Origin of the sequence: Streptosporangium roseum DSM 43021 (assembly GCF_000024865.1) — a bacterium.
Lineage (GTDB): Bacteria > Actinomycetota > Actinomycetes > Streptosporangiales > Streptosporangiaceae > Streptosporangium > Streptosporangium roseum.
In genome coordinates this window covers 10,070,288-10,085,824 of sequence record NC_013595.1, presented here as the reverse complement: position 1 = coordinate 10,085,824, position 15,537 = coordinate 10,070,288, and the positions used below count along the sequence as shown (strand labels likewise).

General features: G+C 70.5%; 16 protein-coding genes. 7 read left to right on the top strand and 9 right to left on the bottom strand.

The genetic code is table 11. The annotated features are described in order from the left end of the window. Nucleotides 1-27 precede the first annotated feature (27 nt). From radA to SROS_RS44130, 4 genes are all read right to left on the bottom strand, one after another. Nucleotides 28-1,428, bottom strand: coding sequence for a DNA repair protein RadA (radA, locus tag SROS_RS44145; protein ID WP_012895491.1), 1,401 nt, complete (start codon nt 1,426-1,428; stop codon nt 28-30). A gap of 265 nt (nt 1,429-1,693) precedes the next feature. Beyond that, entirely contained in the window at nt 1,694-2,014 is a 321-nt protein-coding gene (gene trxA / locus SROS_RS44140; RefSeq protein WP_012895490.1) for a thioredoxin, read from the bottom strand. Further along, nucleotides 2,011-2,385 (bottom strand): MerR family transcriptional regulator, encoded by a 375-nt coding sequence (locus SROS_RS44135; RefSeq protein ID WP_012895489.1) that lies wholly within the window; start codon nt 2,383-2,385, stop codon nt 2,011-2,013. The genes trxA and SROS_RS44135 overlap by 4 nt, the downstream gene beginning before the upstream one ends. Nucleotides 2,386-2,490: 105 nt before the next feature. Next, nucleotides 2,491-3,189 (bottom strand): class I SAM-dependent methyltransferase, encoded by a 699-nt coding sequence (locus tag SROS_RS44130; RefSeq protein WP_043654224.1) that lies wholly within the window; start codon nt 3,187-3,189, stop codon nt 2,491-2,493. A 160-nt stretch (nt 3,190-3,349) separates the two neighbouring features. Here SROS_RS44130 and SROS_RS44125 point away from each other — a divergent pair, with 160 nt between their 5' ends. The 6 genes from SROS_RS44125 to SROS_RS44100 all read left to right on the top strand — a co-directional run bounded on the left by SROS_RS44125 (nt 3,350) and on the right by SROS_RS44100 (nt 9,657). Further along, nucleotides 3,350-4,162, top strand: a complete 813-nt coding sequence (locus SROS_RS44125) for a sugar phosphate isomerase/epimerase family protein (protein ID WP_012895487.1) — start codon at nt 3,350-3,352, stop codon at nt 4,160-4,162. 97 nt (nt 4,163-4,259) lie between these two features. After that, nucleotides 4,260-4,913: a TetR/AcrR family transcriptional regulator gene (locus SROS_RS44120; RefSeq protein WP_012895486.1), complete on the top strand. Its 654-nt coding sequence runs from the start codon at nt 4,260-4,262 to the stop codon at nt 4,911-4,913. Nucleotides 4,914-5,183: 270 nt separating this feature from the next. Beyond that, nucleotides 5,184-7,334 (top strand): (Fe-S)-binding protein, encoded by a 2,151-nt coding sequence (locus SROS_RS44115; RefSeq protein WP_012895485.1) that lies wholly within the window; start codon nt 5,184-5,186, stop codon nt 7,332-7,334. A gap of 155 nt (nt 7,335-7,489) precedes the next feature. Then, entirely contained in the window at nt 7,490-8,284 is a 795-nt protein-coding gene (locus tag SROS_RS44110) for a hypothetical protein (protein ID WP_012895484.1), read from the top strand. Further along, nucleotides 8,281-9,351 (top strand): glycosyltransferase, encoded by a 1,071-nt coding sequence (locus SROS_RS44105; protein WP_012895483.1) that lies wholly within the window; start codon nt 8,281-8,283, stop codon nt 9,349-9,351. The genes SROS_RS44110 and SROS_RS44105 overlap by 4 nt, the downstream gene beginning before the upstream one ends. A gap of 24 nt (nt 9,352-9,375) precedes the next feature. Then, nucleotides 9,376-9,657, top strand: coding sequence for a metal-sensitive transcriptional regulator (locus SROS_RS44100; RefSeq protein WP_012895482.1), 282 nt, complete (start codon nt 9,376-9,378; stop codon nt 9,655-9,657). A 484-nt stretch (nt 9,658-10,141) separates the two neighbouring features. On the opposite strand, the gene SROS_RS44095 is transcribed toward SROS_RS44100, so the two are convergent. After that, nucleotides 10,142-11,494, bottom strand: a complete 1,353-nt coding sequence (locus SROS_RS44095; protein ID WP_148269414.1) for a hypothetical protein — start codon at nt 11,492-11,494, stop codon at nt 10,142-10,144. Nucleotides 11,495-11,508: 14 nt separating this feature from the next. Then, nucleotides 11,509-12,066: a gamma carbonic anhydrase family protein gene (locus tag SROS_RS44090; RefSeq protein WP_012895479.1), complete on the bottom strand. Its 558-nt coding sequence runs from the start codon at nt 12,064-12,066 to the stop codon at nt 11,509-11,511. A gap of 140 nt (nt 12,067-12,206) precedes the next feature. Between SROS_RS44090 and SROS_RS44085 the strand changes: the two genes are divergently transcribed. Further along, entirely contained in the window at nt 12,207-13,364 is a 1,158-nt protein-coding gene (locus tag SROS_RS44085) for a DivIVA domain-containing protein (protein ID WP_012895478.1), read from the top strand. 157 nt (nt 13,365-13,521) lie between these two features. Here SROS_RS44085 and SROS_RS44080 read toward each other — a convergent pair whose 3' ends face one another. From SROS_RS44080 to SROS_RS44070, 3 genes are all read right to left on the bottom strand, one after another. Beyond that, the gene (locus SROS_RS44080; protein WP_012895477.1) at nt 13,522-13,743 is read right to left on the bottom strand and encodes a hypothetical protein; all 222 of its coding nucleotides are present in this window, start codon (nt 13,741-13,743) and stop codon (nt 13,522-13,524) included. A 126-nt stretch (nt 13,744-13,869) separates the two neighbouring features. Continuing rightward, on the bottom strand, nt 13,870-14,622 hold the full coding sequence (locus SROS_RS44075) for a GntR family transcriptional regulator (RefSeq protein WP_012895476.1): 753 nt from the start codon (nt 14,620-14,622) through the stop codon (nt 13,870-13,872). 150 nt (nt 14,623-14,772) lie between these two features. Further along, on the bottom strand, nt 14,773-15,315 hold the full coding sequence (locus SROS_RS44070) for a VanZ family protein (protein WP_012895475.1): 543 nt from the start codon (nt 15,313-15,315) through the stop codon (nt 14,773-14,775). Nucleotides 15,316-15,537: the final 222 nt, after the last annotated feature.

The following is a 15,537-nucleotide window of genomic DNA, read 5'->3' as shown; positions in this document are numbered from 1 at the left end:
AAGGCCGGAATCGCCGGATGGTCGCCTCTAGGTGACGTGGGTGAGGGCGTCCCAGACGTTGTCCGCCTCGACGACGTCGAAACCCGGCAGGAAGTTCGTGCTCCGGCCGCCGACCGGGACCAGGGAGCGTTCGCCGTTCTTTCTCTTGCCCGCGTCGAGGGAGCCGGCCGGGACCAGGGCGCGGGTGAAGCCCAGCCGTGCCGCCTCCGACAGGCGGCGGCGCACGTCGCGGACCGGGCGCAGCTCCCCGGCCAGGCCCACCTCGCCCATCACGACCAGCCCGGGGGGCAGCGCCTTGTCTCCGGCGGCGCTGGCCACCGCGAGCATCACCGACAGGTCCACCGCCGGATCGCTGAGCTTGATGCCGCCCACGGTCGCGGTGAACACGTCGCATCCGCCGAGCTTGGCGTTGAGCCGCCGCTCCAGCACGGCCAGCACCATCGTCACCCGGTAGGTGTCGAGCCCGGAGGAGGAGCGGCGCGGCTGCTGGGCCTCGGTCCGCGCGACCAGGGCCTGGACCTCGGCGGGCAGCGGCCGGGTGCCCTCCAGGGTGACCGTGACGCACGTGCCGGGCACCGGCTCGGCGCGGTGGGAGACGAACAGGCCGCTGGCGTCGGCGATCCCCTCGATGCCGCCCTCGTGCAGGTCGAAGCAGCCGACCTCGTCGACGGGGCCGTACCGGTTCTTGATCGCGCGGACCATGCGGAGCCGGGAGTGCCGGTCGCCCTCGAAGTGGAGCACGACGTCGACCAGGTGTTCGAGTGTCCGAGGGCCGGCGATCGAGCCCTCCTTGGTGACGTGGCCGACCAGCACCGTGGACATGCCCCGCTCCTTGGCCAGCCGGACCAGGTTGCCGGCGACCTCCCTGACCTGGGTGACCCCGCCGGGCACCCCGGTCGCCTGGGCGGAACCGATCGTCTGCACCGAGTCGACGATGAGCAGGTCCGGCTGGACCTTCTCCACGTGGGCCACCAGCGCGCTGAGGTCGGTCTCGGCCGCGAGGTAGAGCTGGTCCTGGATCGCGCCGATCCGGTCGGCCCTGACCCGCACCTGGGCGGCCGACTCCTCGCCCGTGATGTAGAGCACGGTCTGCTGCCGGGCGATCTTGGCCGCGGCCTCCAGCAGGAGCGTGGACTTGCCGATGCCCGGCTCCCCGGCCAGCAGCACGACGGCGCCCGGCACGAGGCCGCCGCCGAGCACCCGGTCGAGCTCGGGCACGCCGGTGCCGCGCGCGTGCGCCACCTCGGCCTTGACCTGCCCGATCGGGACGGCGGGGGCCGACACCGCTCCGGCGGAGGCGACGTTCACGCCACCGCGGGCCGTCTCCTCCTCGACAGTGCCCCAGGCCTGGCACTCGCCGCAGCGGCCCACCCATTTGGCGGTCTGCCAACCGCACTCACCACAGCGATAGCCGACCTTCTTAGCCATGGCGGCACGTTACCGGTCCCGACCGACAACTTTCACCCGGTACGGCCCGCGCCGAGCCGTGCCGGGAGCGGCTCGCCCGGTTCCACCGGCCCGGGGTCGTCTCGCGCCGGCTCTGCATCAGCCCGCCGCCCGGGGCCCGCCCGAGCGGTTCCGCAGGAGCCGGGGCCCACCCGGGGCAGCCCGAGCGGTTCCGCGGGAGCCGGGGCCCGCCTGAGCGGTTCCGTGGGTTCTGCGGGCCGCCCTGTCTGCGGGTTCTGCGGCCCGCCTAGATGTGGTCTTCGAGGTCGGCGAGGAGCATGCGCTTGGGCTTGGCGCCGACGATCTGCTGGACCACTTCGCCGCCCTTGTAGAGGTTGAGCGTCGGCAGGCCCATGACGCCGTAGCGGGCCGCGATCTCCTGGTGCTCGTCGTAGTTGAGCTTGGCGATCGTGACGCGGTCGCCGTGCTCGGCCTCGATCTGCTCCAGGATCGGCGCGATCATCCGGCACGGCGGGCACCACTCGGCCCAGAAGTCGACCAGGACGGGCTTGTCGCTCTGGAGCACCTGCTCGGCGAAGTTCTCGGCGGTCAAAGTGATCATGATCATCTCTGCTTTCTCAGTACGCATCCGTGACAGGACTCGGTCAGCTGGCCGGCCACCTCGGCCCGCCGGGCGAGCAGCGTGCGGATCTCGTCGTCGATCTCGGCCAGCTTGCGCCGGTAGACCGCCACCGACTCCGGGCAGGACCCGCCCGAGGCGTGTCCCGCCCGCAGGCACGCCACGAACGGCCGGGCGTCCTCCAGGGTGAACCCGACGCCGAGCAGCGACCTGATCTCGGTGACGAGCTTGAGGTCCGCCTCGCCGTACTCCCGGTAGCCGTTGGCCTTCCGCCCTGCCGTGATCAGCCCCTGCTGCTCGTAGTAGCGCAGCGCGCGGGTGCTGACCCCGGCCCGTCTCGCGAGCTCACCGATCCGCATCCGTCCTCCTTACGGCTTCACGCTAAACGTTGACATCAACGACAAGGTCAAGCGATTCCGGAGGGCTTTTCATCCTTGCTGCCCGACTGCTGGACCGGCGGGCGGTCAGTACAGCTTCCAGCGCAGGAGGTTGGGGTAGGCGAGCTCCAGCCCGGGGGTCTCGGCGATGGCCCGGTCGGCGATCGCGGGGGAGAACTCGATGCGGAGCACCGCCTCCAGGTCGGCGCGGCGCTCGAAGGACATGCGCAGGTCGAGGGGGCGGCTCTGCCAGCCCTGGCGGCTCCAGAACTCCTCGACGGACCTGGCCGAGTGGGTGGGGACGGACTGGCTGAACCAGCGGCCGAAGGCGCCGCGGGTGGCGTCGAGGTCGATCACGAAGGCCGCGCCGCCCCGCCGTACCACCCGGGAGAGCTCGGCCAGGCCCGGCTCGCAGCCGGGGCCGAAGAAGTAGGCCCAGCGGGCGACGGCGACGTCCACCGAGGCGTCGGGCAGCGGGAGGGCCTGGGCGGTGGCCGCGTGGACCTCGACGTCGGGCAGCGGCCGGCAGCGGCGCCTGGCCAGCTCGACGAGGTCGCCGTGCGGCTCGACGCCGATCACCCGGGCGGCGGTGGCCGACAGGGAGGGCAGGTGGTAGCCGCTGCCGCAGCCGATGTCGAGGACCGTCGCGCCGTCCCACGGCCGGATGGCGGCCATCGCCGCGTCGGCCAGCCCGTCGGGGTCGACCGCCCGGTTCTCCAGCTCGTAGATGTGAGGGGTGTTCCAGATGTTCGGGCTGGGAATGGCGCCCTGCATGAACCGCGGCATGTCCTCACCGTAACGGTGTGATCTCCGCTGCATCAGCGAGGGCGGACTCCACTCATCCGCTGTCCCGCTTAGGCTGGCATCGTGAGTGAGCGAAGCGAGCGGGCCTGCGGGCACGGCGGCGTCCGCTCACGCGAACTCCAGCCGGAGGCGAGGAAGCCGTATGAGCGTTATCCGAGTACCTAGTGCGAAGATCGCGCTGTCCACCGCGTCCGTCTACCCGGAGCGCACGCCGGACGCCTTCGAGCTGGCCGCGCGGCTGGGATACGACGGCGTCGAGATCATGGTGGGCGCCGACCCCGTGAGCCAGGACATCGACGTCCTGGAGCGGCTGTCGGACCACTACGGGCTGCCCATCCTGGCCATCCACGCGCCGTGCCTGCTGGTGACCCAGCGGGTGTGGGGCAAGGACCCGTGGGCCAAGCTCCAGCGGGCGCAGCGGGCCGCCGAGCGGGTGGGCGCAAGGACGGTCGTGGTGCATCCGCCGTTCCGCTGGCAGCGCGACTACGCGCGCGACTTCGAGGTCGGCCTGGCCAGGATGCGGGAGGAGACCGACGTGGTCTTCGCCGTGGAGAACATGTTCCCGCTGAAGGCCCGGGGCAACGAGGTCGTGCCCTACTCGCCGGACTGGAACCCGGTCGACTACGACTTCCCGCAGGTGACGCTGGACCTGTCGCACACGGCGGTGTCCGGGGTCGACGCGATGGAGATGTTCACCAAGCTCGGTGACCGGCTTGCCCACCTGCACCTGGCCGACGGCGTCGGGGTGGCCAACAAGGACGAGCACCTGGTCCCCGGCCGGGGCGGCCAGCCGTGCGCGCCGATCCTGGAGCGCATGGCGGGCAACGGCTACGACGGCCTGGTCGTGCTGGAGATCAACACGCGCAAGGCCGCCAGCCGTACGGAGCGGATCGACGACCTCGCCGAGGCGCTGGCCTTCGCGCGCCTGCACCTCGCCACGTCCTCCAGCGTGTGAGCGGAGGAGCGGCGATGAGCGTACGACCTCCGGACGGACGGCCCGCGGGCGCCACGGCAGAACAAGACGGCAGAACAAATCGGTGAGTGAACGACCTGTGAGCGAACGACCCGCGGACGACGCGGGAGAACGACCGGCGAGCGGGCGGCCCGCGGGCGAGCGGCCCGAGAGCGGCAGGAGGCGTCCCGGGCGCAGGCCCGGGTCGGCGGACACGCGCGGGCAGATCCTCGCGGCCGCCCGCGAGACCTTCTCGGAGAAGGGGTTCGACAAGGCGACCATCCGGGGCATCGCCCGCCAGGCGGGGGTGGACCCGGCGCTGGTCCATCACTACTTCGCGAGCAAGGAGGGGATGTTCGTCGCGGCCATGGAGCTGCCGGTCAACCCCGACGAGGTCATTCCGATGATCATGAACGGGCCGCGCGAGGAGATCGGCGAGCGGCTGACCCGGTTCGTCCTGACGATGACCTCGGAGGCCGGGGCCCGCCAGCCCGTGCTGGCGCTGGTCCGCACCGCGATGACCAACGACCGGGTGGTCTCGATGGTCCGCGAGTTCCTCACGCACGCGATCGTGAACCGGGTCGCGGAGGGCCTCGGGATTCCGGCGATCCGGATGGAGGTGGCCTTCGCCCAGCTCTTCGGGGTGGTCCTGATGCGCTACGTCGTCAAGCTGGAGCCGCTCGCCTCGGCCGAGATCGAGGAGCTGGTGGAGCTGCTCGCCCCCACGATCCAGCGCTATCTCGACGGATCCTGACGGCGCCGGCGGGCGGATCCCGGGGGCTCCCTGGTGGACGGATCCCCGCGGATCCCCGCGGGCCCAGGCGGGCGCCGGCAGGCGGATCCCGGCGGTGACATGTGTGCAGAGCATTGTTCTGGGCATCGAAGTGACCATATGGTGACCACGTTCGCCACGGGTCGCGGCCGGAGAACATGTTACCCATCGGTAGGATTTGTGGCGACCCGTCGTCACCGTGGATGACCGGCGGTCGTACGCTGGCAGCCAACGCCGTCTGTGGGAGGACCCGTGCTCTGGGTAGCGATCATCGGGCTGGTCATGACAGCCGTCGCGGTCGCGCTTGCCGCGCGCCGTGTGCTGTTCCTCTACCAGCTCGCCACCGTCGGGCCGCCCGCGCCCGAGCGGATCGAATACGCCAAGAACAATGTGGGCGACGAGATCAAGGCCCAGCTCGTCGAGGTCTTCGGGCAGAAGAAGCTGCTCAAGTGGACGGCCTCGGGCACCGCGCACTTCTTCGTCATGTGGGCGTTCTTCATCCTGGCGACCGTCTACCTGGAGGCCTACGGCTCGCTGATCCAGGGTGCGATCACCGGCACGCCCGACTTCCACATCCCGCTCATCGGGACCTGGGCCGTCCTGGGCTTCCTGCAGGACTTCATCGCGGTCGCGGCCCTGATCGGCCTGATCGCCTTCGCGGTCATCAGGATCAAGAACTCGCCCAAGAAGCTCGGCCGCAGGTCCCGCTTCTCCGGCTCGCATCTCGGCGGCGCCTGGCTCGTCCTCTTCATGATCTTCAACGTGATCTGGACGATGTTCCTCTTCCGCGGCGCGGCGTTCAACACCGGCAACCTCCCCTACGCGTCGGGGGCGTTCGCCTCCGAGGCCACCGCCGCCCTGCTGCGTCCGATGGGCGCCTCGGCCAACGAGGCCCTGGAGCACGTCGGGCTGCTCCTGCACATCGGCGTCATGCTGGTGTTCCTGGTCATCGTGGTGAACTCCAAGCACCTGCACATCTTCACCGCGCCGCTGAACGTGATGTTCTCCCGCCGCCCGGACGGCAACGGCCCCGCCCAGCCGATGCGGATCGACGGCAAGGTCGTCGACTTCGAGGACGAGGACCTCGACGGCGACAGGCTGGGGCGCGGCAAGATCGAGGACACCACCTGGAAGGGTTTCCTCGACTTCTACACCTGCACCGAGTGCGGTCGCTGCCAGTCGCAGTGCCCGGCCTGGAACACCGACAAGCCGCTGTCGCCGAAGATGCTCATCCTCGACCAGCGCGACCACGCCTTCAAGGTCGCCCCGTACCTGACGGCCACCCAGGACCAGCGCGCCGACCTGCACGAGGACGTGCTGGCCCTGCTGGACAAGCCCCTGGTCGGCGAGGACGGCGTCATCCATCCGGACGTGCTGTGGTCCTGCACCAACTGCGGTGCCTGCGTCGAGCAGTGCCCGGTGGACATCGAGCACATCGACCACATCCTCGACATGCGCCGCTACCAGGTGATGGTGGAGTCGAACTTCCCGTCCGAGGCCGGCGTCATGGTCAAGAACCTTGAGAACAAGGGCAACCCGTGGGGGATGTCCGAGATGAAGCGGGCCGACTGGATCGAGGAGCTCGCCGGGCGCGAGGTCGACCCGATCGAGGTCCAGCTCATCGACGAGAAGATGCCCGAGGACACCGAATACCTGTTCTGGGTCGGCTGTGCCGGAGCCCTGGAGGACCGGGCCAAGAAGACCACCAAGGCGGTCGCGGAGCTGCTGCACGTGGCGGGGGTGAAGTTCGCGGTGCTCGGCCCGATGGAGGCCTGCACCGGCGACCCGGCCCGCCGCCTGGGCATGGAGTACCTCTTCGACATGCTGGCCAAGCAGAACATCGAGACGCTGAACGAGGCCGGGGTCAAGAAGATCGTCGCCACCTGCCCGCACTGCTTCAACACCCTCGCCAACGAGTATCCGCAGCTCGGCGGGACCTACGAGGTCGTCCACCACACCCAGCTCCTGGCCAAGCTGGTGGACGAGGGCAAGCTGGTCCCGGTCACGCCGATCGAGGAGAAGATCACCTACCACGACCCGTGCTTCCTCGGCCGCCACAACAAGGTGTACTCCCAGCCCCGCGACATCATGGCCAAGGTCCCGGGCGTGCAGGCCCAGGAGATGCACCGCCACAAGGAGCGCGGGTTCTGCTGCGGCGCCGGCGGCGCGCGGATGTGGATGGAGGAGCGGCTCGGCAAGCGCATCAACACCGAGCGCGTGGACGAGGCGCTGACCACCGACCCCGACACCATCTCCACCGCCTGCCCGTTCTGCCTGGTCATGTTGGGCGACTCGATCAACGAGAAGAAGAACACGGGCGAGGCGAAGGAGACGCTGGAGGTCGTGGACGTCTCCCAGCTTCTGATCAAGTCCATCAAGGGACAGCCCGTCGAGGCGTCCTGAATCCGGGTCATGCACGGTCCGCTTTGCGGACCGTGCATGACAATCGGTAAAGATGTTGAGAAAAGGACGTTAGGTCCGAAACTCTTCCTGTCGATTACGGAAAAATCACGGTAACCTCAACGTCGCGTAGCTCATTGACGGGGAGGGAGCTGACGATGCATGTCGTCGTCACGGATGCCGAGGTCACTCTGGCCGACGTCCTCTCGCTCCGCCTGTCCCTCCGCGGGTCGCTCGCGGGCGGCGCCGAACTGATCCTGCGTCACCGGGTCACCGCCGTCGAGCGCACGGTGGCGCTGGGCACCCCCGGAGCGGAGGCGCGCGACGCGACGCTCGCGGTCTCGCTGGTGCCGCTGGCCCTCACCCCCGGCCGCTGGGACGTCCACCTGAAACAGGAGGGGACGCGCACCCGGCTGCGGAGCGTCGATCCCGGCTTCTCCCTCGACCACCTCGACACCTACGCGCTGAGCCGCCGGACCCTGGCCTACCGGGCCTACCGGACGCGCGGCGGCTTCCTGGCACTGAAGGTCGACGAGGCCGAGCCCGCCGCGGAGGTCCGCGCGGTCTGGTTCCGGGAGGGCCGTTTCGAGGTCACCGGGCTGCTGGCCTTCACCGGCCTCGACGACGACGAGTCCCGGCACGAGGCGCGGCTCGCGCTCCGCCGCAACCACCCCGACGCCGAGCTGACCGCCGTCGCGACGGTCCAGGGGGTGCGCTTCCACGCCGCACTCTCCCTGTGCGACGTGCTGGCCGCCGCGCCCGAGCAGTCCGGCACCTGGGAGCCCTCCCTGGAAGTGGACGGCCTGGCCGCTCCGCTCCGCCTGGGTTCCCGGCTGGACGACGTCGACGGCAAGCGCCGCCGCCTGCACTACCCGGCCGAGGAGATCGACGGGGTGCCGATCCGGCCCCGCTACACAGCGGACGACGAGCTCAGGATCGAGGTCGGCGGGTGAGGATCTGCCTGCTTGTCCCCTCCGTCTACGGCATGCGGGGTGATGTCCGGTCGGTCGTCAACCTCGCGGGGGAGCTGGCCGAACGCCACCAGGTCGAGATCATCAGCGTCCGGCGCCACCGGGAGCGGCCGTTCTTCCCGGTGGAGCCGGAGGTGACGCTGTCCTGGCTGGTCGACGCCCAGCCCGGCGTGCGGCACCTGCTGCCGCAGGGGCAGATGCGCACCGAGGTCGCGCTGTGGCGGCGGCTGCGCGCGCTCAAGGCCGATGTGATCATCAGCACCAGGCCGGGGCTGAGCGTCCAGGTGGCCAGGCACGCGCCCCGCGACGCCGTACGGATCGCCCGGGAGTGGGGCCGCCCGCCGGTGCCCGGACCGATCAAGAGGTTCTACCCCCGCCTGGACGCGGTCGCCACGGCCACCGAGAGGAGCCGTCAGGAGTGGGACGACCTGCTGGCGGGCGGCATCGAGGTCGGGCTGATCCCGGACGCGCTCCCCGCCGGTCCCTGGCCTCGCTCGCGGATGGACAACCGCATCGTCGCGGCGGGCGGACGCTTGGTGCCGGGGAAGGCCTACGACCGGCTGATCCGCGCGTTCGCCACCATCGCCGGCAGGCGTCCCGACTGGCGGCTGCGCCTGTACGGCGGCGGCCCGGAGGACAGGCGCCTGCGCGACCTGGTCCAGGACCTGAACCTGCACAACCACGTCTACTTCATGGGCACGACCTCCGATCTGACCGGCGAGTTCGCCAAGGCGTCGATCGTGGCGACGACCTCCCGGACCGAGGTGCTCGGGATGACCGTGATCGAGGCGATGGCCAGCGGGGTGCCGGTGATCGGCTTCGACAGCCCGAGGGGGCCGGGCGAGTTCGTGACCGACGGCCGCAGCGGGGTCCTGGTCCCCGAGGGCGGGGACGAGATCGAGGCGTACGCGTCGGCGCTGCTCGCGCTCATCGACGACGAGCGCCGGCGCCGGGAGCTCGCGGCCGGGGCGCTGGGGGCCGCGGCGGCCCATTCGGCGCCTTCTGTGGCCGAGCAGTGGGAGAAACTGATCGCGGCTACCTCCCGCTGAGCCTCGCCCGGGTACCGTTGGGGCATGCATGGGTACAGCGGAGACAAGCAGGCTTATCTGACCCGGCTGCGGCGGATCGAGGGGCAGATCAGGGGCCTGCAGCGGATGGTCGAAGAGGATGCCTACTGCATCGACGTGCTGACACAGGTGTCAGCCGCCACGCGGGCGCTCCAGGCGGTGGCGCTCGGCCTGCTGGAGGACCACGTCAGGCACTGCGTCGCCGACGCGATCAGCACCGGCGGCCCCGAGGCGGAGGAGAAGGTCAAGGAGGCCTCGGCGGCGATCGCCCGGCTCGTCCGTTCGTGACTAGTCACCGGACCATCTTTCCGAACCACGTCCCGGACCCCTGTCGAGGAGTCCGGGACTAGGTCGTCTGGACGGTTCTCTCATCGGCTTCAGCAGATCGCCGAAGCACTCAATCCGAGCGCGTTGTCGAGCTCCGCCAAGGTGAGTGGCCGTTCGCTGATGGCGACGGCGGTAAGCACCTCGGCATAGAGCGCGATCTCGTCCAACGCGACACGGTCGTGGACCCTAGAGTCCAGGTCGTCGTGCCCCACCGCGTCGTCCTTCCTTCCGCAGCCCACACCCACTTCGAGGTTACGGCGGGCGGTCTTGCGTGCCCATGGCCCATCGGGACCATTCCTTCCGGCACGGTCCCGCCCTCAGAAGGATCATTTCCCGATGGGGAGATCACGATTCAGGCAATCAGCCGATGCGTGGGGGGATACAGGGATATAAGGAGAGTAAGGAGAAAATAACTCCATTTGTGGTTTAAGTATGCTGGCCCGTGTCAGAAGTGGCGGGGGAAGGTTCCTGATATGCCGGGGATCGGGTCGTCCCGCTCGTGTGTCAGGCGATGCACGACCGCCGAGGCTGTGGCGAACCCCCGGTCCGGCACCGTGGTCCCGCTCAGGCGGCACCACGCGAGCCCGGTGGCGTAGGCGGCGCCCAGCAGGGCCGCCGCCGAGGCCCGGTCCGGCGGGTGGAGCGCGGAGTGCAGCTCGCCCGAGCGCGGCCAGCAGCCCCGCAGCGGGTGCGACGGGTCGGTGAGCACCACATGGAGGATGTGCCGCAGCTCCGGATCCAGCCACGGGTAGAGCACGTCGGCCGCCCTGGGCGCGGACGCCGCCAGGTCGGCCGCGAGGAGCGAGGCCGCCACCGCCCGGGGGTCGGCGCCCTTCGGGACGAGGAACCCCAGTGCCTGGACCAGGTCGTAGAGCGCGTGCTGGAAGTGCTCCCCCGGGGAGGAGTCCGGCAGCGTCACATGGGGCGGGCAGCGCGACAGCCACGCCTGCCGTACGGCGTCGTCGCCGTAGTGGGCGACGGCAGGGTCGGGGCCGGTACGGCGGAGCACCGGCTCGATCATGGTCAGCAGGGCCTCGGCCCGGGGGCGGAACCGCCGGTCGCCGCGGACCGCGTCGGCGGTGTCGGCCATCAGCGCGACCAGCCGGAGGCCCGCCTCGGGGTGACCCGCCCGGACCCGCTCGCCGTACAGCGCCACGAGGTCGTCCAGCGAGGCGGCGGGCAGCCAGCGGACCCACTCGTCACCGGGGAGCGGGCGGGCCAGGAACTCCCCGAACATCGACAGCAGCACCTCGTTGCCGTCGAACGCCGGGGCGTAGGCACACCACATGAGCGTGCCCCAGACCGCCGCGACCGGGCTGGCGACCTCCCTGGCGAAGAGGTCGGAGAACGGCCCGGTGAGCGGGAAGTCCTCCCTGCGCCTGCCACGCTGGGCGATGACCAGCTCGCGGACCCGCTCGGTGATCTCGGGGGGCACGTCCGGGCCGACGAACCCCTGGACCGACCCCCGGTCCGAGGTGAAGTCGGGGCCGCCCGGGACCAGCTGAGGCGAGATCATCGAGGTGACCTGGACCACCTGGGCCGCCGCCCGGAGACCCGGGTCGGCCGGTGGCGCGGCCAGGTGCCAGCGACCGTCCGCGGGATCCTGCCGGTACCACCGGGCGTGCGCGCCGAACAGCCAGCGTCCGCCGTCCGGGGTGGCCAGGGTGCGCAGCGCGACGGCCTGGGCGCGCGCGGGCAGCGCGAGCGTCGCCCACCGATGGTCGGCGACCATGGAGCGCACGTCGCTCTCGATGGCGTCGAAACAGTCCCACTGCCGCACGGCGGTCATGTTACCCATGCGCTCCCGGCACGTCAGCGATCCGTACCCGCGTCGCCCGTGACGGGGACGGCCGCCCGGTGCCGCGCCGCCTTGGCCATGTAGTTGCCGGGGGTGCGGGCGAAGGAGGCGCGGTCGTCGTCGGTGAGCTCGCGGACGATCCTTCCGGGCACGCCCGCGACGAGCACCCCGGCCGGGATCTTCTTGCCCGGCCCCACCAGGGCGCCGGCCGCGACGAGCGAGCCCGCGCCGATCCGGGCCCCGCCGAGCACGATCGCGCCGATGCCGACGAGCGCGCCGGTCTCCACGTGGGCGCCGTGCACCATGGCCTTGTGGCCCAGGCTGACCCGGGGTTCCAGCACGGCGGGTTCGCGGGGGTCGGCGTGCAGGCAGCACAGGTCCTGGATGTTGCACTCCTCGCCGACCTCGATGAGCTCGTCGTCACCGCGGAGGACCGAGCCGTACCAGACGTTGGCGGCACGGCCGAGGCGTACCCGGCCGACGACCACCGCGCCGGGTGCTATGTAGGCTTCTGGGTGGATCTGGGGGGTCGCGCCACCGTCGAGGGTGGCGATGTAGGGGCTGGTGTCCATGGGATTGATGTTACGGTGAGTGAGCTTGTCCGATATTTCCGCAAGCAGGTCGGGCGTTCCGGTTGCGGACTTGGACAGTAAGCAGGAAAGTCGTCTCCTGACGTCTCCTTTCCCGCCACACAACCTCCACGGGCAGCGCTATGACAAATCAGCACGAGAGCTTTCCCGATCTGATGCATGAGGACTCGTTCGAGGTCGTCATGCGCGGCTACAACCGTCGCCAGGTTCACGACTACATGAATCGCAACCGCCACCAGATCCGCGATCTGGAGGAACGGCTCGCGCGGGCGATCGAGCAGGCCGAGCGGGGCCGCATCGAGCTGTCCGAGGCCCGGCGGAGGCTCTCCGACGCCCCGCAAGACTACGACGAACTCGGCCAGCGGCTCAGCCAGATCCTGAAGCTGGGCGAGGAGGAGGCGGCCTCCAAGAAGCAGGTCGCCGACGCCGAGGCCAGCAAGCTGCGCGAGGACGCCTCCGAGGAGGCCCACCGGCTGGTCAACTCGGCCCTGGAACGGGCCGAGGGCATAATGAACGCCGCCCAGCAGGAGGCCGAGCGCCGGGTCGCCGAGGCCACCGCCGCCGCCGAGCACATGCTCGCCCAGGCCGGCGGGGACGCCGAGGAGACCCTCAACGCGGCGCGTACGGAGTCCGAGGAGACCCTGCGCGGCGCCCGCGCCGAGGCCGACCGGATGGTCACCTCGGCCAGGAGCGAGGCGGAGCGGACGATCGAGAGCGCTCGGGCCGAGGCGGAGTCCACCCTGGGCAGCGCCCGGGCCGAGGCGGAGTCCACCGTGTCCTCCGCCGCCGCCGAGGCCCACGCTATGCTGACGGCCGCCCAGCAGCGCTCCACGGTCCTGGACGAGACCACCGGCCGCCGGGTCTCCTACCTCACCGACACCCACCGCGAGGTCATGCGCCGCCTCAACGAGATGGGCGCCGTGCTGGGGGACCTGATCCACCGCGAGAACGCCGCCGGAGCCCTGATCGACGAGGGCTCCGTGCTCCCTCAGTTTCCCGTCCAGACCGCCCCCGCGGCCGTCCCGGCGGACGGCGCTCCGGCCGAGGTGACGGTCGTGTCCGGCCACGGGCCCGAGCTCGGGGCCGACCAGGGGTCCGGACCCGAGGCCGAGGCCGATGTCGAGTCCGACGTCGAGGCCGTCCGGGTGATCGTGGACGACGAGCACGAGGGCCGCGACGACCACTTCGACGACGACCGCCGTGCCGAGACCTTCGACGACACCGACGTGCACCTGGGCCGGGCCGCCAAGGAGAACGACGAGTACGCCGCCCGGAAGTGACGGCCGTGTCCGCCGCGGGCGGAGCCGCCGACATTCCACAGCCCCGCGGCCGCTGACATCAAGCGGAAGCCCCCGCCCCCGATAGGGTCGGGGGCTTCCGCGATTGGGGGCCCGGCGCCGGAGCCGCGCGAGATCCGCTGACCCGGGCACCGGGCGGCTACCAGGAACCCCTTCCGTCGGAACGGTCCTGTTGTTCGCGTAACTGCTCTCGCAGTCCTTCCGGTTCGTCCGCGTCGATGGTCATCGCGCAGCCGAGGTCACGCTGGGCGGGGGTCAGCGGGTGGTGGCGGGTAGCCCACCACCGACCCGCGTCGCTCCGCCAGATCGTCCAGTCGGGGAACTCCCGGGCGATTTCCGCCAGATGCCGGTCGAATGACATCTATGCACCTTCCCCGCGCCCAGGTCCGTCTGTGTGACGCTCCACCTCCGAAGGTGAGGCACTTCTCTAGAGAAATCAATGATCGTAGGAGACAGGTCAACCTATCGGTTGACGGATGGCCTTGATCTATGAGTCGAAATCGTATTGAAGTACATAAGAGGCGGCGTCGAGGATCATCTCGTTGACCTCGACCGGGAGGCCGGTCGAGGTGTAGGCGATCCGGCCGATCACGATGACGGGGGTGCCGGCCGGCAGGTCGAGCTGGACGGTCTCGTGCGGATGGGGCATGCGGGCGCGCACCTCTTCGCTGAAGCGCGCGGGGGCGTGGCCGAGGTCGCCCAGGCGCGCGTAGACGCCTCCCGGGCCGGTGTCGTGCTGTGTGATGGCGGTGTTCTCCACCAGGGTGGCGGGGAAGTGGGAGACCGAGAGCTGAACCGGCCTGCCGTCCACCGAGTAGCGTCGCCGCCGTACCCACACCTCGGCGCTGTTCAGGACCCGGGCCACGGCGTCCTCGGCGACCTCCCTGTCGATGTTCACGTCGTCCACGGTGTAGGGGCGGCCTCTGGTGTCGGAGTCCCAGATCGCCTGGCCCTGTCCCCACTGGTCATGCGAGAGTCGCCGGGAACCGTGCCGCCTGATCGGCCGGAACTGGCGGACGTAGACTCCTGAGCCGCGCTTGGGCACGGCCAGTCCTTCATTGATGAGCACGGACAGGGCCTGCCTGGCGGTGGCACGGGCTATGCCGTACTGCGCCATCAGGGCGTTCTCGCCCGGAAGCCGGTCCCCGTCTCGGAGATCGCCGGACAGGATCGCTTCGCGAAGCCCGTCGGCGATGCGCCGATAGATCGGGGGCTCGGGAGGTACCGGGGATTGCTGCACGTTTGATCACCCTCTGTCACCAACCGGGTTTGGCGTCTCCAGAGAACTTGCCCCGTCTTGTCCACGATCGCACAGATGCAGAGGTTGGTTCCGTGCTTCTTTTGAGCGGAACGTACCCGTGTGGCGATCTCCGGGGGTTTTCCCGGTCCGTTACCGTGGAACGGTCCTATCCACTATTCGCCGCGCCCACCACCGGCGTGTGACGGCCGCGGCCAGTACGGCACCCGCTGTGTTGACCAGCACATCGTCGACGGAGCTCACCCGGCCCAGGCGCAGGCCGTACTGGAGGAGTTCGACGGCGAGTGACGCGGCCGCCGCCACGGCGGCGACCCTGACGAGTGAGGCGGAGCGCGCCGAGCGGACCGGGAGGAGCGCGCCGAGCGCGGCGAAGACCAGCAGGTTCCCGCTGACCTGCACGAACGCCGTCTCGCCCGGCCCCTGAAGCACCGTCCACAGATCCCTGAGCGGGACGAGGCTGAGGCCGCTGGTGCCCGTCCCCGGGGTGAGGATCATCCAGATCCAGGGGGCGGTGCCGGCCACCATGCCGACGTCGGCGACGGCCGTGCGGACGGGGAAGGGGTGGCCGCCGCGGATGCGGTGGAGGGCGAGGAGGCGGGCGGTGATGAGGGCCGGCGGAACCGCCAGAACCGCCGCGATGACGATGTTTCCCCATACATGCCACACCTGATGCATGGGGCAATGATGCCGGGGTCGGCCGCCCGCCGGACGGCTTCCGGGGCTACGGGAAGGTGACCTCCAAGCAAGGGCCCCAGTAAGAGGACCCTCCCGCGTCCCCGGCCGCCGAGGCCGGCGCTCCTCTCCCACGGTCGAGGCCCGAATCATGAGCCCGCGTCCCCGGCCGCCGAGACCGGTGCCCTCCTCACGCGGGGCGCCGTGCGGCCTCGCCTCCCACGC

Excerpts from the sequence above, each read along its gene's own strand:
- radA (WP_012895491.1), bottom strand. The coding sequence starts at position 1,428 with ATGGCTAAGAAGGTCGGCTATCGCTGTGGTGAGTGCGGTTGGCAGACC.
- trxA (WP_012895490.1), bottom strand. The coding sequence starts at position 2,014 with ATGATCATGATCACTTTGACCGCCGAGAACTTCGCCGAGCAGGTGCTC.
- SROS_RS44135 (WP_012895489.1), bottom strand. The coding sequence starts at position 2,385 with ATGCGGATCGGTGAGCTCGCGAGACGGGCCGGGGTCAGCACCCGCGCG.
- SROS_RS44130 (WP_043654224.1), bottom strand. The coding sequence starts at position 3,189 with ATGCCGCGGTTCATGCAGGGCGCCATTCCCAGCCCGAACATCTGGAAC.
- SROS_RS44125 (WP_012895487.1), top strand. The coding sequence starts at position 3,350 with ATGAGCGTTATCCGAGTACCTAGTGCGAAGATCGCGCTGTCCACCGCG.
- SROS_RS44110 (WP_012895484.1), top strand. The coding sequence starts at position 7,490 with ATGCATGTCGTCGTCACGGATGCCGAGGTCACTCTGGCCGACGTCCTC.
- SROS_RS44100 (WP_012895482.1), top strand. The coding sequence starts at position 9,376 with ATGCATGGGTACAGCGGAGACAAGCAGGCTTATCTGACCCGGCTGCGG.
- SROS_RS44095 (WP_148269414.1), bottom strand. The coding sequence starts at position 11,494 with ATGGGTAACATGACCGCCGTGCGGCAGTGGGACTGTTTCGACGCCATC.
- SROS_RS44090 (WP_012895479.1), bottom strand. The coding sequence starts at position 12,066 with ATGGACACCAGCCCCTACATCGCCACCCTCGACGGTGGCGCGACCCCC.
- SROS_RS44085 (WP_012895478.1), top strand. The coding sequence starts at position 12,207 with ATGACAAATCAGCACGAGAGCTTTCCCGATCTGATGCATGAGGACTCG.
- SROS_RS44080 (WP_012895477.1), bottom strand. The coding sequence starts at position 13,743 with ATGTCATTCGACCGGCATCTGGCGGAAATCGCCCGGGAGTTCCCCGAC.
- SROS_RS44070 (WP_012895475.1), bottom strand. The coding sequence starts at position 15,315 with ATGCATCAGGTGTGGCATGTATGGGGAAACATCGTCATCGCGGCGGTT.